Source organism: Marilutibacter aestuarii, assembly GCF_006546775.1.
GTDB classification, from domain to species: Bacteria; Pseudomonadota; Gammaproteobacteria; order Xanthomonadales; family Xanthomonadaceae; genus Marilutibacter; species Marilutibacter aestuarii.
On record NZ_VICE01000017.1, the window covers coordinates 20,635 to 38,370 of the forward strand.

At 70.1% G+C, this 17,736-nt stretch carries 11 protein-coding genes; 7 read left to right on the forward strand and 4 right to left on the reverse strand.

The genetic code is table 11. The annotated features are described in order from the left end of the window. The first annotated feature begins 73 nt into the window (after nucleotides 1-73). Nucleotides 74-3,292: an autotransporter domain-containing protein gene (locus FKV25_RS02270; protein ID WP_141517174.1), complete on the forward strand. Its 3,219-nt coding sequence runs from the start codon at nucleotides 74-76 to the stop codon at nucleotides 3,290-3,292. Between the two features lie 1,225 nt (nucleotides 3,293-4,517). Here FKV25_RS02270 and tsf read toward each other — a convergent pair. Further along, nucleotides 4,518-5,390: a translation elongation factor Ts gene (gene tsf / locus FKV25_RS02280; RefSeq protein WP_141517176.1), complete on the reverse strand. Its 873-nt coding sequence runs from the start codon at nucleotides 5,388-5,390 to the stop codon at nucleotides 4,518-4,520. 149 nt (nucleotides 5,391-5,539) lie between these two features. After that, nucleotides 5,540-6,361 carry a 30S ribosomal protein S2 gene (gene rpsB, locus FKV25_RS02285; protein WP_141517177.1) on the reverse strand — a complete coding sequence of 274 codons (822 nt, stop codon included), beginning with the start codon at nucleotides 6,359-6,361 and terminating at the stop codon, nucleotides 5,540-5,542. Nucleotides 6,362-6,710: 349 nt separating this feature from the next. Here rpsB and map point away from each other — a divergent pair, with 349 nt between their 5' ends. The 5 genes from map to dapE are packed head-to-tail and all read left to right on the forward strand — an operon-like array spanning nucleotide 6,711 to nucleotide 12,487. Next, entirely contained in the window at nucleotides 6,711-7,487 is a 777-nt protein-coding gene (map, locus tag FKV25_RS02290; protein WP_141517178.1) for a type I methionyl aminopeptidase, read from the forward strand. Further along, nucleotides 7,484-10,105 carry a [protein-PII] uridylyltransferase gene (gene glnD / locus FKV25_RS02295; RefSeq protein WP_141517179.1) on the forward strand — a complete coding sequence of 874 codons (2,622 nt, stop codon included), beginning with the start codon at nucleotides 7,484-7,486 and terminating at the stop codon, nucleotides 10,103-10,105. The genes map and glnD overlap by 4 nt, the downstream gene beginning before the upstream one ends. Then, nucleotides 10,102-10,983, forward strand: coding sequence for a 2,3,4,5-tetrahydropyridine-2,6-dicarboxylate N-succinyltransferase (dapD, locus tag FKV25_RS02300; RefSeq protein WP_141517180.1), 882 nt, complete (start codon nucleotides 10,102-10,104; stop codon nucleotides 10,981-10,983). The genes glnD and dapD overlap by 4 nt, the downstream gene beginning before the upstream one ends. A gap of 2 nt (nucleotides 10,984-10,985) precedes the next feature. Continuing rightward, the gene (locus FKV25_RS02305) at nucleotides 10,986-11,339 is read left to right on the forward strand and encodes a Spx/MgsR family RNA polymerase-binding regulatory protein (protein WP_141517181.1); all 354 of its coding nucleotides are present in this window, start codon (nucleotides 10,986-10,988) and stop codon (nucleotides 11,337-11,339) included. A gap of 17 nt (nucleotides 11,340-11,356) precedes the next feature. Further along, nucleotides 11,357-12,487, forward strand: coding sequence for a succinyl-diaminopimelate desuccinylase (dapE, locus tag FKV25_RS02310; protein WP_141517182.1), 1,131 nt, complete (start codon nucleotides 11,357-11,359; stop codon nucleotides 12,485-12,487). Nucleotides 12,488-12,503: 16 nt separating this feature from the next. Here the strand turns inward: dapE and FKV25_RS02315 are convergent, their stop codons facing one another. Beyond that, entirely contained in the window at nucleotides 12,504-14,891 is a 2,388-nt protein-coding gene (locus FKV25_RS02315; RefSeq protein ID WP_425462598.1) for a penicillin acylase family protein, read from the reverse strand. A 423-nt stretch (nucleotides 14,892-15,314) separates the two neighbouring features. On the opposite strand from FKV25_RS02315, the gene asnB reads away from it, so the two are divergent. Next, nucleotides 15,315-17,024 (forward strand): asparagine synthase B, encoded by a 1,710-nt coding sequence (gene asnB, locus FKV25_RS02320; protein WP_141517184.1) that lies wholly within the window; start codon nucleotides 15,315-15,317, stop codon nucleotides 17,022-17,024. 42 nt (nucleotides 17,025-17,066) lie between these two features. Here asnB and FKV25_RS02325 read toward each other — a convergent pair whose 3' ends face one another. Further along, on the reverse strand, nucleotides 17,067-17,723 hold the full coding sequence (locus tag FKV25_RS02325) for a thiopurine S-methyltransferase (protein WP_141517185.1): 657 nt from the start codon (nucleotides 17,721-17,723) through the stop codon (nucleotides 17,067-17,069). Between the last annotated feature and the right edge of the window lie 13 nt (nucleotides 17,724-17,736).

Consider the following 17,736-nt stretch of genomic DNA (forward strand, 5'->3'; position numbering starts at 1 on the left):
AGGTACACGGTCGCGGCACGGGTGCACGCGCGGCCGCGACGACCTGCCTTTCCATCTGAAGGGGAGTACGGGTTTGAAGCAGTACAGCAGGGATTTCGCGAGCACCGGGCGTGGCCAGGTGCGTTCGGTGCTTTCGTCGGCGATCGTCGTCGCGTTGTTGCTCGGCAGTGCGGGCAACGCGCTCGCGCAGGACGCCGCCGATTACCAGGAAGAAGGCCGCGTCGGCGACGCCGACAGCTGGCACAGCGACGAATTCAAGGCCGACTGGGGCCTTGCGGCGATCGGTGCCGACCACGCCTACGCACGAGGCCTCACCGGCCGAGGCATTCGCCTGGGCGTGTTCGACAGCGGCGCGGACCAGCGCCACGGCGACTTCGCCGGCAAGGACCACCGCTCGATCCGCATGGCCGACCCCGACTGCACCACCGAGGCAGTGCTCGCCGGCCCCGACGCCTGCTTCAGCAGCGACGGCGACCGTGCGCAGATCGAAGTCCTGTTGTACACCGAGGCCGATCGCGAGCTGGTCGACCTGCTGATCCAGTTCGGCTGGCTGGTGCCGGATGCGAACGAGATCCTCGAGGGCCTGGCCGGCGTGTCCTACAACACGCACGGGACCCACGTCGCCGGCACCATGCTGGCCAACCGCAACGGCAGCGGCACCCATGGCGTGGCCTTCGGTTCGGACCTGACCACGGCCCGCCTGTTCGGCAACAGCTACCAGGACGTGACCTCGCTGCTGTCGGACATCTTCGGCATCGATTTTGGCGGCACCCGCCTGGGCATCGGTCCGGGTGGCGACGCGGTCAATGCCATGTACGAGCAGATGGCCGCGCAGGGCGTGCGCGCGATCAACCACAGCTGGGGCCTGGCCACCGAGCCGACCACGGTCGAGGACATGGACGCGCTCTATGGCTCCGAGGGCGCGGCCGAGTACCTGTCCACCTACACCAATGCTTCGCTGCGTGACGGCATGCTGCAGGTCTGGGCGGCGGGCAACGGGTCGGGCGACATCGCCGGGCTCTATGCCAGCCTGCCGCGCTGGGTTCCCGAGGCGGAGAAATACTGGTTGAGCGTGGTCAACATCAACCAGGGCGGCGGCATCGACGGCAGTTCGAGCATCTGCGGCCAGACGATGGACTGGTGCGTCGCGGCGCCGGGTACCGACATCACTTCGACGGTCATCGGCGGCGATGTCGAGATCGAGCTGATGCATGACGCCGACGGCAACGTGATCGGCTTCCAGCCCAACGCGGAGAACCCGCAGTTCGGCTACGGCGACCTGACCGGCACCTCGATGGCGACCCCGCATGTCACCGGCGCACTGGCGCTGCTGATGGAGCGCTTCCCGTACCTGGACAACCCACAGGTCCGCGACGTGCTGCTGACCACCGCGACCGACCTGGGCGCGAAGGGCATCGACGAGATCTACGGCTGGGGCCTGATCGACCTCAAGAAGGCGATCGACGGCCCGGGCATGCTGCGCGTCGACACCCGAGTCGAGATGAACGTGTTCGCCGGCGGCCAGAAGGTCTGGGACGGCCCGGCATGGGACGACTGGCGCAACGACATCAGCGGTCCGGGTCGCCTGACCAAGTCCGGCATTGGCTGGCTGCGCCTCAGCGGCGACAACAGCTTCGCCGGGCTGAGCGTCGAGGAGGGCGTGCTCGAACTCGATGGCGACAATGCATTGGCTGGCGCGGCCGAGGTCAACGGCGGCTTCTTCGTCCTCAACGGCACCCTGCGCGACACCGACCTGACGGTCAACGACGGCCTGGCCAGCATCCAGGGCACGGTCAGCGGCGGCCTGACCACCGTCGGCGTCGATGGACGCCTGCATGGCACCGGCGTGCTCGGCGACACCCGCGTGGCCGGAACGATCGCCCCGGGCAACTCGGTCGGCACGCTGCGCGTGGATGGCGACTACACCCAGCTGGCCGGCTCGGTGTTCGAGGTGGAGTTCGAGGCGCCTGGCGCGGTCGATCTGATCGACGTCAGCGGCAGTGCCGACCTGCAGGGTGGCACGGTCAAGCTGCTGCGCGGCGCCGATGCCTACCTGCTCGGCCGCCAGTACAACATCCTCAGCGCCAGCGGCGGCGTCACCGGCGCCTTCGACGGGCTCGATGCCAGTGCGATCTCGCCGTTCCTCTCGTTCTCGTTCTCGTACCTGGACGACCGCGTGGCGCTCGACGTCCTGCGCGGCCAGTTGCTCGCCGACGCGGCCGGCACCCGCAACCAGCGGGCCGTGGGCGCGGCGGTCGACGGCCTGGCCTTCGACCAGGCGCTCGCGCAGCGCCTGACCCAGCTGTTCCCGGCGCAGGCGATGGATGCGTTGGACCAGTTGAGCGGTGAGCTGCACGCAAGCGCACGTTCGGTGATGGCCGAAGGCCAGCGCCAGCTTCGCGACAGCGCGCTCGCGCGTGCCGCCGCCGGACAGGGCGGGTTCGCGCACCAGGACGAGGCCGGGTCCTCGGCCTGGGTCCAGGCATCCCGCGACGGCGGCACGCTGGAGGGCGACGGCAACGCGGCCCGCGTCGAGTACAGCGGCAACACCACGCTGGTGGGCTACGACTACCGCTTCGACAATGGCCTGCGGCTGGGCGTGATGGGCGGCACCGGTCGCAGCGACCTCAATGCCCGCGACCGCGCAAGCAAGGGCGACCTGACCGGCTATCGGGTGGGCCTCTACGCAGGCAAGGCCTGGGGCGGCCTGGGCGTCCGCGGCGGCGTCACCCACGACAGCAGCGAGGTCGACGTGCGCCGCAACATCGCGTTCCCGGGCCTCATCGATGCCACCTGGGCGGAGTACGACGCGACCAGCACCCAGGCCTTCATCGAGGCCGGCTACCGGTTTGGCCGCGGTGCCTGGGAAATCGAGCCCTACCTGCAGTACGCCCATGTCACCGTCGATACGGACGGCTTCGAGGAGGCGGGAGGGATCACCGCGCTGCATGGCGATGCAGCCGATGGGGACGTCAACCTCGCGACCGCCGGCCTGCGCTTCAACGCCAACCTCAAGGCCGCGCACCAGGCCGAGAGCTGGCTGAGCCTGCGCGGTGGCATCGGCTATCGCGATGCCAGTGGCGACCTGCAGCCGACCACGCGCGTGGCCTGGGACAGTGGCGATGCGTTCGTGGTGGCCGGTGCGCCGCTGGCCGAGGACGCGACCGTCGCCGAGCTGGGCCTGGCCGCCCGCCTGGGCGAGAACAGCCTGCTGGAGTTCGGCTACAGCGGCCAGTTTGGCGACGCCGCCGATGCCCACGGGCTGAACGCGCGCTACTCGTTGCAGTTCTGACCGTCGAAGCCGACGGACGCCGGGCACATGCCCGTGCCCGGCGTCTTTCTGCACAGGGTCGGCGTTCGCCCTTCGTCGTGGCCACGAGCCGAGGTGGGTATCGACTTCGGCTCGACCCACCCTACGGCGCCGGACTCAAACCGGGACACCGGGTGCGCTTCGCTTGCGAGGGCTGCGCGGGTGGCCGGTCACTACGCCGTCATCCCAGCGAACGCTGGGATCCAGCCTTTGACAAGGCCCGGGAGTTCTCCCCGGCCCAGCGCAGCGCGCTGGGCGTTCGGCCAGACCGCGCGGCAGTGCCGCGCAACCGGTCCACCTCACCCCAGCGTTCGCTGGGATGACGAGGGGTGGTGGCGCAGGGTCGCATGGTGGGTCGAGCCGGAGGCGATACCCACCGCTTGCTTCGGACCACTCATCCTGCGGTGCTGGACCGGAAGTCACGACAAGGTCAAAGGCTTTCGCCCGCTGCGCGTGCGAGTCCCTTTTGTCTTGTCAAAAGGAACCAAAACCGCGGGCTCCATCGGCCGCCGGTCCGGCTTCGCCGCACCGGTGCCCTGTGCTCCTCGGCCATGGCGGCACGGCGCCCAAACTCGCTTTGCTCAGACAAGGGCGCCTCTTCGGCCGCCACGCCCTCCGGTGCTCGGCGGCCTCAAAGTCGCGAAGGTCAAGATCAAGATCAAGTTCAACGGCAACGGCAACGGCAACGGCAACACGACGCGTAGCCTCGTAGGGTGGGTCGAGCCGAAGGCGATACCCACCATCGCTGCCGGCTGCGACGCACGATCGGTCTTGCTTGGCGCAGCGCGCAGCCCCGGTAAGCGAAGCGCACCCGGGCCCCGGTTTGAGGGTTGCGGCTCGAAGCGAGCCCGTCGATTGACTGTCATCGCGCGCGGCGGCGGGACCTTGCGCGGTGCAATGCGCTGCGCTTATTGCACCCTGCGGATCTCGCCAAATGCCGCGGGGCGAGGGTTGGACGCAAAAGCTGGATCCCCGCTTGCGCGGGGATGACGATGCGAGCGAGCGGAGGGACAAGAGGCGATGAACCAAGCGCATCGCTCCAAGCCTCCTGCCGGCGCCGCCCCTGGTCGCCCCAGCGTGTCGCCCTGGGCATCCGCAGGCGGTCCGGGCCAGCCGTGCGCCTTTCTCCGGTCAGCTGGAAGAGGAGCCAAAGAAAAAGCCGCGGATCGCTCCGCGGCTTTTCGTGTCCGGCGAGGGACGGGCAGGGTCAGGCGAGGCCGGCCTGCTTCATCACTTCGGCGGCGTAGTCCTCGACCACCTTCTCGATGCCTTCGCCGACGGCCAGGCGCTCGAACTTCACCACCTCGGCGCCGGCGGCCTTCAGCACGGCCTCGACGTTCTGGTTGGTGTCCAGCACGTAGGGCTGGCCGTACAGGGTGACTTCGTTGACGATCTTGGCGATCTTGCCGCCGATGATCTTCTCCAGGATGTCGGCCGGCTTGGACTTGTCCTTCTCGGACATCTTGGCCAGCTCGATTTCCTTTTCCTTCTCGATGAAGTCGGCCGGCACGTCGGACGCCTTGACGTGCGGGGGGTTCATCGCGGCGATGTGCATCGCCAGGCCGCGCGCCAGGTCGGTGTCGCCGCCCTGCAGCTCGACCAGGACGCCGATGCGGCCGCCGTGCACGTAGGCCGCGACGGTGTTGTCGGTGTCGATGCGGACCATGCGGCGCAGCTGCACGTTCTCGCCGACCTTGGCGATCAGGGCGGCACGGATTTCCTCGACGGTCTTGCCGTCGATGCTGGTGCCCTTCAGCGCCTCGATGTCGCTGGCGCCCAGTGCGGCGTTGGCGACCAGGTCGGTGAAGGCGACGAAGTTCTCGTCCTTGGCGACGAAGTCGGTCTCGGAGTTGATCTCGACCAGCACGGCCTTGCCGTCGGCCTGGGCCATCGCGACGCGGCCTTCGGCGGCGACGCGGCCGGCCTTCTTGTCGGCCTTGGCCAGGCCCGACTTGCGCAGGTGCTCGGCGGCGGCGTCGATGTCGCCTTTGGTCTCGGTCAGCGCCTTCTTGCACTCCATCATGCCGGCGCCGGTGCGCTCGCGCAGTTCCTTGACGAGGGATGCGGTGATTTCAGCCATGGGGGTACCTCAAAAATGGGGTTGGGTCGCGGTGCGACTTGCGGGCGATGCCCGGCCGTTCAGGCGCGGGCATGCGCGGTGTATCCATCCCGCCGGTCGCGGCGGGAGCGCGCAGCCACGCAGTATCGCGTGGCTGCGTGACGGCAGCCTTACTCGGCGGCCGGCGCCTCGGAGGCGTCCTCGGCCTTGGCGGCGGCCTTCTTGGCCGGGGCCTTGCGGGCCGGCTTCTTGGCCTCGCCTTCGCCCTCGGCGGCGAAGTCTTCCTCGCGGACCGACGCCGGGGTCGGCGCGGCGGCCTTGCCTTCCAGCACGGCGTCGGCGGCGGCACGGGCGTACAGCTGCACGGCGCGGATGGCGTCGTCGTTGCCCGGGATGGCGTAGTCGACCAGCTCCGGGTTGTAGTTGGTGTCGACCACCGCGATCACCGGGATGCCGAGCTTCTTGGCTTCCTTGATCGCGATGTCCTCGTGGCCGATGTCGATCACGAAGATCGCGTCGGGCAGGCGGTTCATGTCCTTGATGCCGCCCAGCGATGCCTCGAGCTTGTCGCGCTCGCGGCGCAGGCCCAGCACTTCATGCTTGACCAGCTTCTCGAAGGTGCCGTCGGTCTCGGCGGACTCCAGCTCCTTCAGGCGGGAGACGGACTGCTTGACGGTGCGGAAGTTGGTCAGGGTGCCGCCCAGCCAGCGCTGGGTCATGTACGGCATGCCGCAACGCTCGGCCTCTTCCTTGATCGACTCGCGCGCGGAGCGCTTGGTGCCGAGGAACAGGATCATGCCGCGCTTCTGGGCGATGCCCGAGATGAAGTTCATCGCGTCGTTGAACAGCGGAACCGTCTTCTCGAGGTTGATGATGTGGATCTTGCCGCGGGCACCGAAGATGTACGGGCCCATCTTGGGGTTCCAGTAGCGGGTCTGGTGGCCGAAATGGACGCCGGCTTCCAGCATCTGGCGCATGGTGATCTGGGGCATTGCAGGTAACTCCAAGGCAGTGGAACCCGGCCGCCGGAAGGGTTGGGGCGGCTGCCGCGCCGGCTGGCGTGGCATGGGTTCCGGGGTTGGGCCTCCCCGCTGCTTCCGTGGCCGAACCCGTCCTGCCTGGCCGGGGCGCGAGGCTCCAGGCGGCGATCGGGGCACCCCGGCACGGTGCGTGGCAGCGGGTGTGTATTCGCCTGCGACCGGGCCTGGGGCCCCGTGCTTGCCGCCCGGCGTGGGCGCCTGTGCCGGGAAAGGGTCCCCGGACAGCCGACGGAGTATAGCCGCCGGCCGGCCTGTGGACAAGTTCCCGCCGCCCCGGGGCCCGAATGCGCAATAATGGGCCATGGCCATCACCCTCAAGACCCCAGAAGACATCGAGAAGATGCGCGTCGCCGGCCGCCTGGCCGCCGAAGTGCTCCAGGTCGTCGCCCCGCACGTGAAGCCGGGCGTCAGCACCGAGGAGCTGGACCGCATCTGCCACGACCACATCGTCAACGTACAGAAGGCGATCCCGGCCAACGTCGGCTACAAGGGCTTCCCCAAGACCGTGTGCACCTCGGTGAACAACGTGATCTGCCACGGGATCCCCAGCGAAGCCAAGATCCTGAAGGAAGGCGACATCGTCAACATCGACGTCACCGTCATCAAGGACGGCTGGCACGGCGACACCAGCCGCATGTACATCGCCGGCAAGCCCTCGGTGATGGCCCAGCGCCTGGTGGACGTCACCCGCGAAGCCATGTTCCGCGGCATCCGCGCGGTCAGGCCGGGGGCGACCCTGGGCGACATCGGGCATGCGATCCAGGCGTACGCGGAGTCCGAGCGCTTCTCGGTGGTGCGCGAGTACTGCGGCCACGGCATCGGCAAGGTCTACCACGACGAGCCGCAGGTCCTGCACTACGGCCGCCCCAGCACGGGGGTGGTCCTCCAGCCGGGTATGACCTTCACCATCGAGCCGATGATCAACGAGGGCGGGCGGCACACGCGCCTGCTGCCCGATGGCTGGACCGTGGTGACCAAGGACCGCAAGCTCTCGGCGCAGTGGGAGCATACGGTCGCGGTGACCGACGATGGCGTCGAGATCCTGACCCGCCTGCCGGGCGACGACAACGACCTATGAGCCCGCCGCATGCCGGCGAGGCGCCCGCGGCCGGCTCCGACGCGGAGTGGGCCGCGACCGCGCGCGAAGCCCTGGGCCGGCATGCCGAGGCACTGGCCGAGCGTTTCGACGCGGCGGTGGACGTCGACCGCCTGGTCGCCGAGCGCGCCCGGGTCGTCGACCGCCACGTGACGGAAGCCTGGCAGCGCTGCATCGCGGACGACGGTCCCCTGGCCCTGTTCGCGGTCGGCGGCTACGGCCGCGGCGAACTCTTCCCCCATTCCGACATCGACCTGCTGGTGCTGGCCGAGCCCGACGCCCAGCGCCAGCACGAGGACGCGCTGGCGCGCTTCTTCAGCCTGCTGTGGGACGCCGGCCTGCCGCTCGGGCACGCCGTGCGTTCGGCGAGCCAGTGCACCGAGGCGGCCGGGGCCGACATCACCGTGATGACGGCCATCCTCGAGTCGCGCCCGCTGGCGGCGCCGTTGCCGGTGCGACAGGCCCTGGAGGCGGCGATCGCGCCGTCCCTGGTGTGGCCGGCACGGGCGTTCTTCCAGGCCAAGCGCCAGGAACTGCGTGAGCGCCACGCCCGCCACGGCGACACCTCCGACAACCTCGAACCCAACCTCAAGGACGGCCCCGGCGGCCTGCGCGACGTCCAGACCCTGCACTGGATGGCCCTGCGCATCATCGGGACTTCCGACCTCGAATCGCTGATCGCGGTCGGCCAGCTCGGCGCCGACGAAGTAGCCTCGCTCGAGCGCGAGCGCCGCTTCCTGTCGCGCCTGCGTTTCGGCCTCCACCTGCTCGCCCGCAAGCACGAGGAGCGCCTGCGCTTCGACTACCAGAAGATCCTCGCCGAACGCCTGGGCTACACCGACAGCGATGGCGTGCTCGCGGTCGAGAAGATGATGCAGGGCTTCTATCGCAGCGCTTCGCTGGTGCAGCGCATCGGCGAGCGTCTGTTGCAGCGTTTCGAGGAGCAGATCGAGGGCGAGCCGGTCGCCGAGCCGATCGATGCCGATTTCGAGCTTCGCCGTGGCTACCTCGCCGCCCGCGACGAGCAGTGGCCCGAGAGCCCGGACGACGTGCTGGCGCTGTTCTCCACCTGGGCCTCGCGCAGCGACGTCCGTGGCCTGCACTCGCAGACAGCGCGTGCGCTGGCCGAAGCCTTGTCGGCGTTCCCCGACTATGCCTCGGCGCCGCCCGCGCTGCATGCACGCTTCATGCAGTTGCTGCGGGGACCGCAGCCTGTCGCCACGCTCACGCGGATGGCGCGGCTGGGCGTGCTCGGCCGCTGGATCCCCGCGTTCGCGCGGGTGTCGGGGCGGATGCAGTTCGACCTGTTCCACGTCTACACCGTCGACCAGCACACGCTGGCGGTGCTGAAGAACCTGGCCTCGTTCGCGTCCGAGGAGCACGACGAGCGCTTCACCCTGGCGCACGAGGTCTGGCCGCGCCTGCGCAAGCCGGAACTGCTGCTGCTCGCAGGCCTGTTCCACGACATCGGCAAGGGGCGGGGCGGCGACCACTCCGAACTCGGCGGCGACGACGCGCGCCTGTTCTGCGACACGATCGGCCTCAACCCCGCCGAGGGCTCGCTGGTCGAATGGCTGGTGCGCAAGCACCTGCTGATGTCGACCACCGCACAGAAGCAGGACATCACCGATCCGGAGGTGATCCACCGCTTCGCCACCCAGGTCGCCGACCGCGACCGCCTGGACCATCTCTACCTGCTGACCTGCGCCGACATCGCGGGCACTTCGCCCAAGCTGTGGAACGCGTGGAAGGACCGGCTGATGGCCGATCTCTACACCGCGACCCGGCTGGCCTTGCGCCGTGGCCTGGAACACCCGCTGGCGGCGACCGAGCGCGCGTCGGAGAACCGCGAGGCGGCGCGGGCGATGCTGGCCGCCTTCGGCACCGAGGACGATGAGATCGAAGCGCTGTTCGCGCGGATGCCCGACATCGGCTTCCAGCGCGGACGCCCGGACCACCTGGCTTGGCAGGCGGTGTCGCTGCGCGGCGTCCGTCCCGGCGACGTCCGCGTCCGCGTGCGACCGGTGGCCGCCCATGCCAGCGCGATGGAAGTGTTCGTGCATTCGCCCGACCGCGACGGCCTGTTCGATGCGATCGTCGCCACCCTCGACCGCCTGGGCCTGGCGATCCAGCAGGCCCGCGTCCACGACGGTCCCGACGGCACGATCTTCGACAGCTTCGAAGTGATCCCGGCCGACAGCCGGCACATCCCCGCCGGACAGGACGTCGAGCAGAAGCTCGAATCCACCCTGTCGGGCACGCTGGAGGACGTGCGGCCGCCGCGTCGCACGCAACCCCGCCACCTGCGCCACTTCCGCATCGCGCCGCAGATCGGCTTCGACGATACCCGCGGCGGCCGCACCCAGCTCAGCCTGGTCTGCACCGACCGGCCAGGACTGCTCGCCGACGTCACCCGCACGCTGCGCACCCAGTCGCTGCGCGTGCACGATGCCCGGATCGCGACCTTCGGCGCGCGCGCCGAGGACCTGTTCCAGGTCACCGCCGTCGATGCGGACGGCAACGACCAACCCCTTGATGAAACCCGGCGGCAGGCCCTGAGGGATGCACTGCTCGCCTGCCTGGAAGGAGATGCCCGATGACCCCCAAGTCCCTCAAGGACGCCCCCGGAACCGCCCGCCTGGACGGTGCCGATGAACTCAGGTTCGTGATCGAAAGTGCCTTCGAGCGCCGCGCCGCGCTGACCGGCGACGAGATCGACGGCTCCACGCGTCCGGCGGTGGAACGCGTGATCGACGGCCTGGAAAGCGGCGAGTTCCGCGTCGCCGAGCCCGACGGCGCGGGCGGCTGGAAGGTCAACGAATGGTTGAAGAAGGCGGTGCTGCTGTACTTCCGCACCCAGGAGATGGAAGTCGTCGACGCCGATCCGGCGCCGTTCTGGGACAAGATCCCGGCGCGGTTCGAAGGCTACGACGAGGCCGCGTTCCGCCAGCTCGGCGCGCGCGTGGTGCCGGGCGCGATCGCGCGCCGCGGCGCCCACATCGGCAAGGACGTGGTGCTGATGCCGAGCTTCGTCAATATCGGCGCCCATGTCGGCGAAGGGACCATGGTCGACACTTGGGCGACCGTCGGCTCCTGCGCACAGGTCGGCGCGCACTGCCACCTGTCCGGCGGCGCCGGCATCGGCGGCGTCCTCGAGCCCCTGCAGGCCACGCCGACCATCATCGAGGACCACTGCTTCATCGGCGCGCGCTCGGAGGTCGTCGAGGGCTTCGTCGTCGGCCACCACAGCGTGATCGGCATGGGCGTGTTCCTGGGCCAGAGCACCCGCGTGTACAACCGCGCCACCGGCGAGATCAGCTACGGCTCGGTACCGCCCTACAGCGTGGTCGTGTCCGGCCAGCTGCCCGCCGCCGACGGCAGCCACTCGCTCTACTGCGCGGTGATCGTCAAGCAGGTGGACGCCAAGACGCGCTCGAAGACCAGCATCAACGATCTCCTGCGCGGTCTGGCGGATTGAACATGGCCACGCTCTACGGACTGAAGAACTGCGATACCTGCCGCAAGGCGCGCAAGTGGCTCGATCGCTTCGGCATCGAGCATGCGTTCATCGACTACCGCGAGGCGCCACGCAGCCCCGAGACCCTGGTCGAGTGGAAGGATGCGCTCGGCGGCTGGGACGCAATGGTCAACAAGTCCTCGACCACCTGGCGCCAGCTGCCGGAGCAGCGCAAGTCGCCCGGCTCGGACGCGGAGTGGAAGCTGCTGTTGCGCGAGCATCCGCAACTGGTGCGGCGTCCGGTCGTGGTGACCGCCGACGGCGCGATCAGCCAGGGCTTCAGCGACAACGGCTTCAAGAAGCGCTTCGGCGCCTGAGTGGCATGGAAACGCGCATGAGCGAGGTTCTCGAACTGGCCTGCGAGCTGATCTCGCGGCCGTCGGTGACGCCGGACGATGCCGGTTGCCAGGCCCTGCTCGCCGCGCGCTTGCAGGCCGCCGGCTTCGCCTGCGAGCACCTGCGCCTGGGCGAGGTCGACAACCTGTGGGCGACGCATGGCGCGGGCGACGGCCCGACCCTGGTCCTGCTGGGCCACACCGACGTGGTGCCGCCGGGACCGCGCGAGGCCTGGCACAGCGATCCGTTCGTGCCGACGCTGCGCGACGGCCTGCTCCATGGTCGTGGCGCGGCCGACATGAAGGGCAGCGTCGCGGCGTTCGTCGTCGCGGCCGAGCGCTTCGTCGCCGCCCATCCGGCGCACCGGGGCCGGCTTGCGGTGCTGCTGACCTCGGACGAAGAGGGCGACGCGATCGATGGCGTGCGCCGCGTCGCCGACCTTTTCCGCGAGCGCGGCGAGCGCATTGACTGGTGCATCACCGGCGAGCCCTCCTCGAAGACGCGGCTGGGCGACCTGCTGCGCGTGGGCCGGCGCGGGAGCCTGTCGGCGCGCCTGGTCGTCCACGGCGTCCAGGGTCACGTGGCGTATCCGGACAAGGCGCGCAACCCGATCCACCTCGCGCTGGGCGCGCTCGACGGGTTGGCGTCGCGGCGCTGGGACGAGGGCTACGAAAGTTTCCCGCCGACCAGCCTGCAGATCAGCAACATCCATGCCGGCACCGGCGCGAACAACGTGATCCCGGGCGAGCTCGAGGTGCTGTTCAACCTGCGCTACAACCCGCACTGGAACGCGGACCGCCTCGTCGCCGAATGCGAGGACATGTTGCATGCCCAGGGCCTGTCCTTCGACATCCACTGGCATCGCAGCGGCGAACCCTTCTTCACGCCCGAGGGGCCGCTGCGAGTGGCGGCGCGTGAGGTGTTGGCGAAGTTCTCCGGTGCCGACCCGGAGGAAAGCACCGGCGGCGGCACCTCCGACGCGCGCTTCATCGCCCCCCTCGGTGCCCAGTGCATCGAGGTCGGGCCGGTCAACGCCAGCATCCACCAGGTCGACGAGCACGTGGCGCTGGCCGACCTCGAGGCATTGCCTGGCCTGTACGGCGCGCTGCTGGAACGCCTGCTCGCCTGAGACGCCGGCCCCGCCCTCAGCGGACGGGGGCCAGGGTCAGGGTGTAGCGCACCGGTCCCGGCAGGAAGGGCGTCGGCCTGCCCTGCACCCAGTCCTCGTGGCCCGCGCCCCAGAACGGGGAGAGCAGGTGGCCGCTCTGGCCGCCGGGCATGTGCGCGATGCCATCGTCCTCGTGCCCCGGTGAGACCACCATCCGTTCGGAGGCGCCCATGTCCGGTGCCTGCACGCGCGGCATGTGGCTGTCGCCGGGCAAGGGGTCGGCGGGCATGCACAGCCAGTGGCGGGCCAGCGCGGGCAGGGCGCGTTGCAGCGGATGGCAGATGCTTGCGGTGTTGCGCTCGCCCCAGCTGCGTCCGGCCAGCGGCCCCTGCGCGTTCAGCTCATCGCGCAACTGGATCGCCGCGTCCTCGAACAGGGCCTGCCAGGACTCGAACCGGGGCGGCAACAGGTGCGCGGGCTGCTGGCTCACCATCGGCCAGGCCACGCCTTCGAGCTGCGGGAGGTTGGGCATCAGGAAGGCGTCGCCCAGCGCGGCCCGTGCCGGGCCGGTCAGGCCGTCGGCGATGCGCTCGTGGACATGCTGGCGCCAGCCGCGGACCAGGCGGTAGCTGACCGAGTCGACGTCCGCGCGGCCCGACCAGTCGCTCGCGGCCGCGGCGACCTCGCGCAGGGCCGGCGCGTCGCCGCGCGCGGCCTCGGCCTGCAGCAGCCGCCACCAGCGTTCCAGGAATATGCTGCGGTCGTCGAGCTGGATGTCGAGCAGCGCGCGCTCATCGAAGTGCTCGCGGGCGCCCAGGCCATCGCGGATCTGCTTCGCGCGCGCGCCGAGCACGTAGCCGCCGTCGCCGATCTTCGCCAGCGCCTCGCCATCGGCGACGCGGTTGTTGGCCGTCCACAGGCGGCCATCGTCGGGCGCCACCCGCGCGACGCCGGCCGACGTGCCCAGTTCCCAGGGCGGGCAGCGGGCCGGGGGATCGAGTGGCGCATCGGCCGCGGCATGCACCGGTGTCGCCCGGCAGGCGTCCTCGCGCCGTGGCAACACGCCCAGCAGTCGCCAGGCGATCGTGCCGTCGCGATCGCCGACCAGCAGGTTCTGCGCCGGGATCGCCGAGCGGTCGGCGATCTCCAGCGCCGATGCCACGGACCCGGCACGAAGGAAGTCCATCAGGCCGACGGTCAGGGCGCCTGGCTGGTGCGCGACCCAGCGCAGCGCCAAGCGCCGGCCATCCACGCTGCGGTGGAGGATCGGGCCCCAGTCGGTTTCCTCGATATCGAGCTCGACCGGGTCGCCGCCGGCGACATCGATGCGTTCGCGGAACCGCTGCACCGGCGGACAGGCCGGGTCGTCGGCCGTCGCCTCCGTGCCGCTCGCGCAGGCGGGCAGTTCCTGCCAGTCCAGCCAGTCGCCATAGCTGTTGGTGAAGGCCCAGGCGACGTGTCCGTTGCTGCCCACCACGATGGCCGGCAGTCCGGGCAGGGTGAACCCGGTCGCGTCGACCCGACCGCCGGGTGCGTCGGCGTCCGGGTATCGGAGCCGCGCACGAAACCAGATGTTCGGCACCCGCAGGCCCAGGTGCATGTCGTCGGCGACGATCGCGCTGCCGGTGGCGCTCAGCGCGCCGGACACGGCGAAGTTGTTGCTGCCCAGCGCGGGGCGGTCGCCATGGCCGGCCGCGGCGATCGGCGTGGCCGGCCGCGCCAGCGTCCGCAGGTCCAGTTCGCCGGGTCCTGGGAGGGCGGCATCGCCGCGCGGGCCGCCCATGATCGCTGCGTCCCAGCTGCTGCCGTCATGGACGAGCAGGTTCCAAAGCGGTGCGGGCAGGTGGGGGCGCGCCTGCCACAGCGCGAGTTCGTTGGCGTTACCAGCGTCCTGCAGGTCGAAGTACATCGCGAAGCCGGTCAGGGCGACGTCCTCGACCGTCCACGGTTCGGGCGTCCTGCGCACCAGCAGGTAGGGCCAGGGACGGGCGTCGAGCGCGGCCAGTCCGCTGTTGACGCCGGCCACGTAGGCGTCGATGGCTTCGCGCTGGCCCTGGGTGAACGACGCCAGGTGCGTGCGCACGCGCTGGCGCATGCGGTGCACGCGGCGCCGCTTGTCCGTCTCGACCGCCGCCGGGCCGAACAAGGCCGCCAGTTCACCGGCGGCGGTACGCCGCATCAGGTCCATTTCGAAGAAGCGCTCCTGGCCATGCACGTAGCCCAGCGCGCGCACTGCATCGAGTTGGTTGGCCGCGTCGATGGTGACGGTGCCGTTGGCGTCGCGGTCGATCCGCACCGGCGCCGCGAGGCCCGCCAGCGGGTGCTCGCCTTCCAGCGAAGGCAGGCTGCCGCGCAGTGCGAGACAGGCGGCCGCCGCCAGCAGGACCAGCAACAGCGCGAGCATGCCCGCGCCCCACGCCAGGATGCGCCTCGATCGTTTCACCATCGGTCCCCCTTTTTCCTCCAGCTTAGCCCAACGGCGTGACGCCGCCTGGCGGCGGGGAACCGGTTTCACCTGCAAGCGTCGCTTGCGTCGTCCTGGAAGCTGGGGCAGGATCGGTCCATGCATCCGCGCCACGCCAGCTTCGATCCGACCCGCCGCCGCCCCCGGGCAACGGCGCGTGTCGTGGCGCGTATCCGCAATGCGAATACCAACACCAGCCTCCATGGGGCCGGTGATTAGCGCGTAGTCGAAAGAAAAGACGTCGCTCTCCCCGGCCCACACTGCGAAGTGTGGGCTTTTTTATTGCCTGCAGATCCCCGTCCCAGACAGCCCTCGCCACCATCGCAATGGACGCCGGCACCCGGGACCGGGTGCCCGCCCCGAACCACAAGGAACTCCACCCGCATGTGCTCGATCCTCGGAATCTTCGGCCTCCAACCCGGCGACGACATTCCCGCCCTGCGCCGCCAGGCCTTGGAGCAATCGCAACGCCAGCGGCATCGCGGCCCAGACTGGAGCGGTGTCTACATGGACGAGGGCGCGATCCTGGTGCATGAGCGCCTGGCCATCGTCGACCCGGCCGGCGGCGCCCAGCCGCTGCGCTCGGGGGACGGTGGCCTGGTGCTGGCGGTCAATGGCGAGATCTACAACCACCGCGAGCTCGAGCAGGCCCTGGCCAGGCCTTACGACTTCCAGACCGGCTCGGACTGCGAGGTGATCAACGCGCTGTATCGCGAGTCGGCGGCCGCGGACGACGACATCGCCGCCTGGCTGGACCGCCTCAACGGTATCTTCGCCTTCGCCCTGTGGGACGCCGGGCGCAAGCGCTACCTCATCGCCCGCGATCCGATCGGCGTCTGTCCGCTGTACTGGGGCCACGATGCCGATGGCCGGGTATGCGTGGCCTCCGAGATGAAGGCCCTGGCGAGCACCTGCGCCGATGTCGCGCAATTCCCGCCCGGGCACTATTACGACAGCGAAGTCGGCGCGCTGGTGCGCTACTACCACCGGTCGTGGCGCGACCACGACACCACCCGCGGGGTCGAAGTCTCCCGCCAGGCCCTGCGCGAGGCCTTCGAGGAAGCCGTGCACCGCCAGTTGATGTGCGACGTGCCCTATGGCGTCCTGCTCTCCGGCGGCCTGGATTCCTCGCTGGTCGCCGCCGTCGCCGCCCGTTTCGCACGGCGGCGGATCGAGGAGGACGACGCCTCCGAGGCCTGGTGGCCGCGCCTGCATTCCTTCGCGATCGGCCTGGAGGGCTCCCCGGACCTGGCCGCGGCCGAAGTGGCCGCCGCGGCGCTGGGCACGGTCCACCACGGCTTCACCTATACCTTCGAAGAGGGGCTGGACGCGCTGCCGGAGGTGATCCGCCACATCGAGACCTACGACGTCACCACCATCCGCGCGTCCACGCCGATGTTCCTGCTCGCCCGGCGGATCAAGGCGATGGGCGTGAAGATGGTGCTGTCGGGCGAGGGCAGCGACGAGGTCTTCGGCGGCTACCTGTACTTCCACAAGGCACCGGACGCACGCGAGTTCCACGACGAGACGATCCGCAAGCTCGACGCCCTGCACAATTACGACTGCCTGCGCGCGAACAAGTCGATGATGGCCTGGGGCGTGGAGGGCCGCGTGCCCTTCCTCGACGTCGACTTCCTGGACGTGGCGATGTCGATGGACGCCCGGCACAAGATGGCTGGCACCGGTCCGGACGGACGCAGGCGGATGGAGAAGGCGATCCTGCGCGAGGCCTTCGAAGGTTACCTGCCCGACTCGATCCTCTGGCGTCAGAAGGAGCAGTTCAGCGACGGGGTGGGATACGGCTGGATCGACGGTCTACGCGACCATGCCGCCGCGCAGGTCAGCGATCGGGTCTTCGCCGCGGCTGCCAGCCGCTTCCCTGTCAATCCGCCGCAGACCAAGGAGGCCTATCTCTACCGCCACATCTTCGAGCAGTACTTTCCCGGTCCCGCCTGCGCGGCAACGGTGCCCGGTGGCAAGTCGATCGCCTGCTCCTCGCCGGCGGCGATCGCGTGGGATGCCGCGTTCGCCGAGGCGGCCGACCCCTCCGGGCGTGCGGTCGCCGGCGTGCATGCGTCCGCGTTCGCGGCCTGAGCGGGATCGGGGACGGGCCGTCGCGGGGCGCGGCGGCCGGCTTCAGTGGCGCTGCAGCCGGTAGGCCGCGGTCCACAGCGTGGTGACGCCCTCGTCGATGAAGCGCGGCTGTTCGGCCAGGATGTCCTGCCGCTGCAGCGACTGGATCGACCAGTCTGCCGCGAACAGGGCGTCGATCTCGGCGGGCCCGACCGGGAAGGGCGGGCCTTGTTTCTCGTGCGGGGGGTATTCCAGGCTGACCAGCAGGCCGCGGCAACCGCGGGGCAGCCGGCCGTAGACTTCGCGGGCATAGCGCTGGCGAATCGCCGCGGGCAGGGCGATCAGGGCTGCGCGGTCGAACACCGCCTCGCAGTCCGCGAGCAGCGCGGGATCGAGGTCGAACACGTCGCCGCAGACCAGCTCGATGTCGCCTGCCCGGTAGTGCCGGGCGGCACCGACGGACTCGATCGCCGGTTCGAGGCCTTGCGCCTGGAAGAACTGCTCCACGGCGAGCGACGACAACTCCACGCCCAGCACGCGATGTCCACGCGCGGCCAGCCAGGCCATGTCCAGGGACTTGCCGGCCAGCGGCACGAACACCCGGCTGCGCGCCGGCAGCGCCAGCGCGGGCCAGTGTTCGACCAGCAGCGGCGTCGGCACGTCCTGGTGGAAGCCGATGCGTCCCTCCTGCCAGCGCTGGTGCCAGAAGTCGGCGTGCATGGTCGTCCCCGCC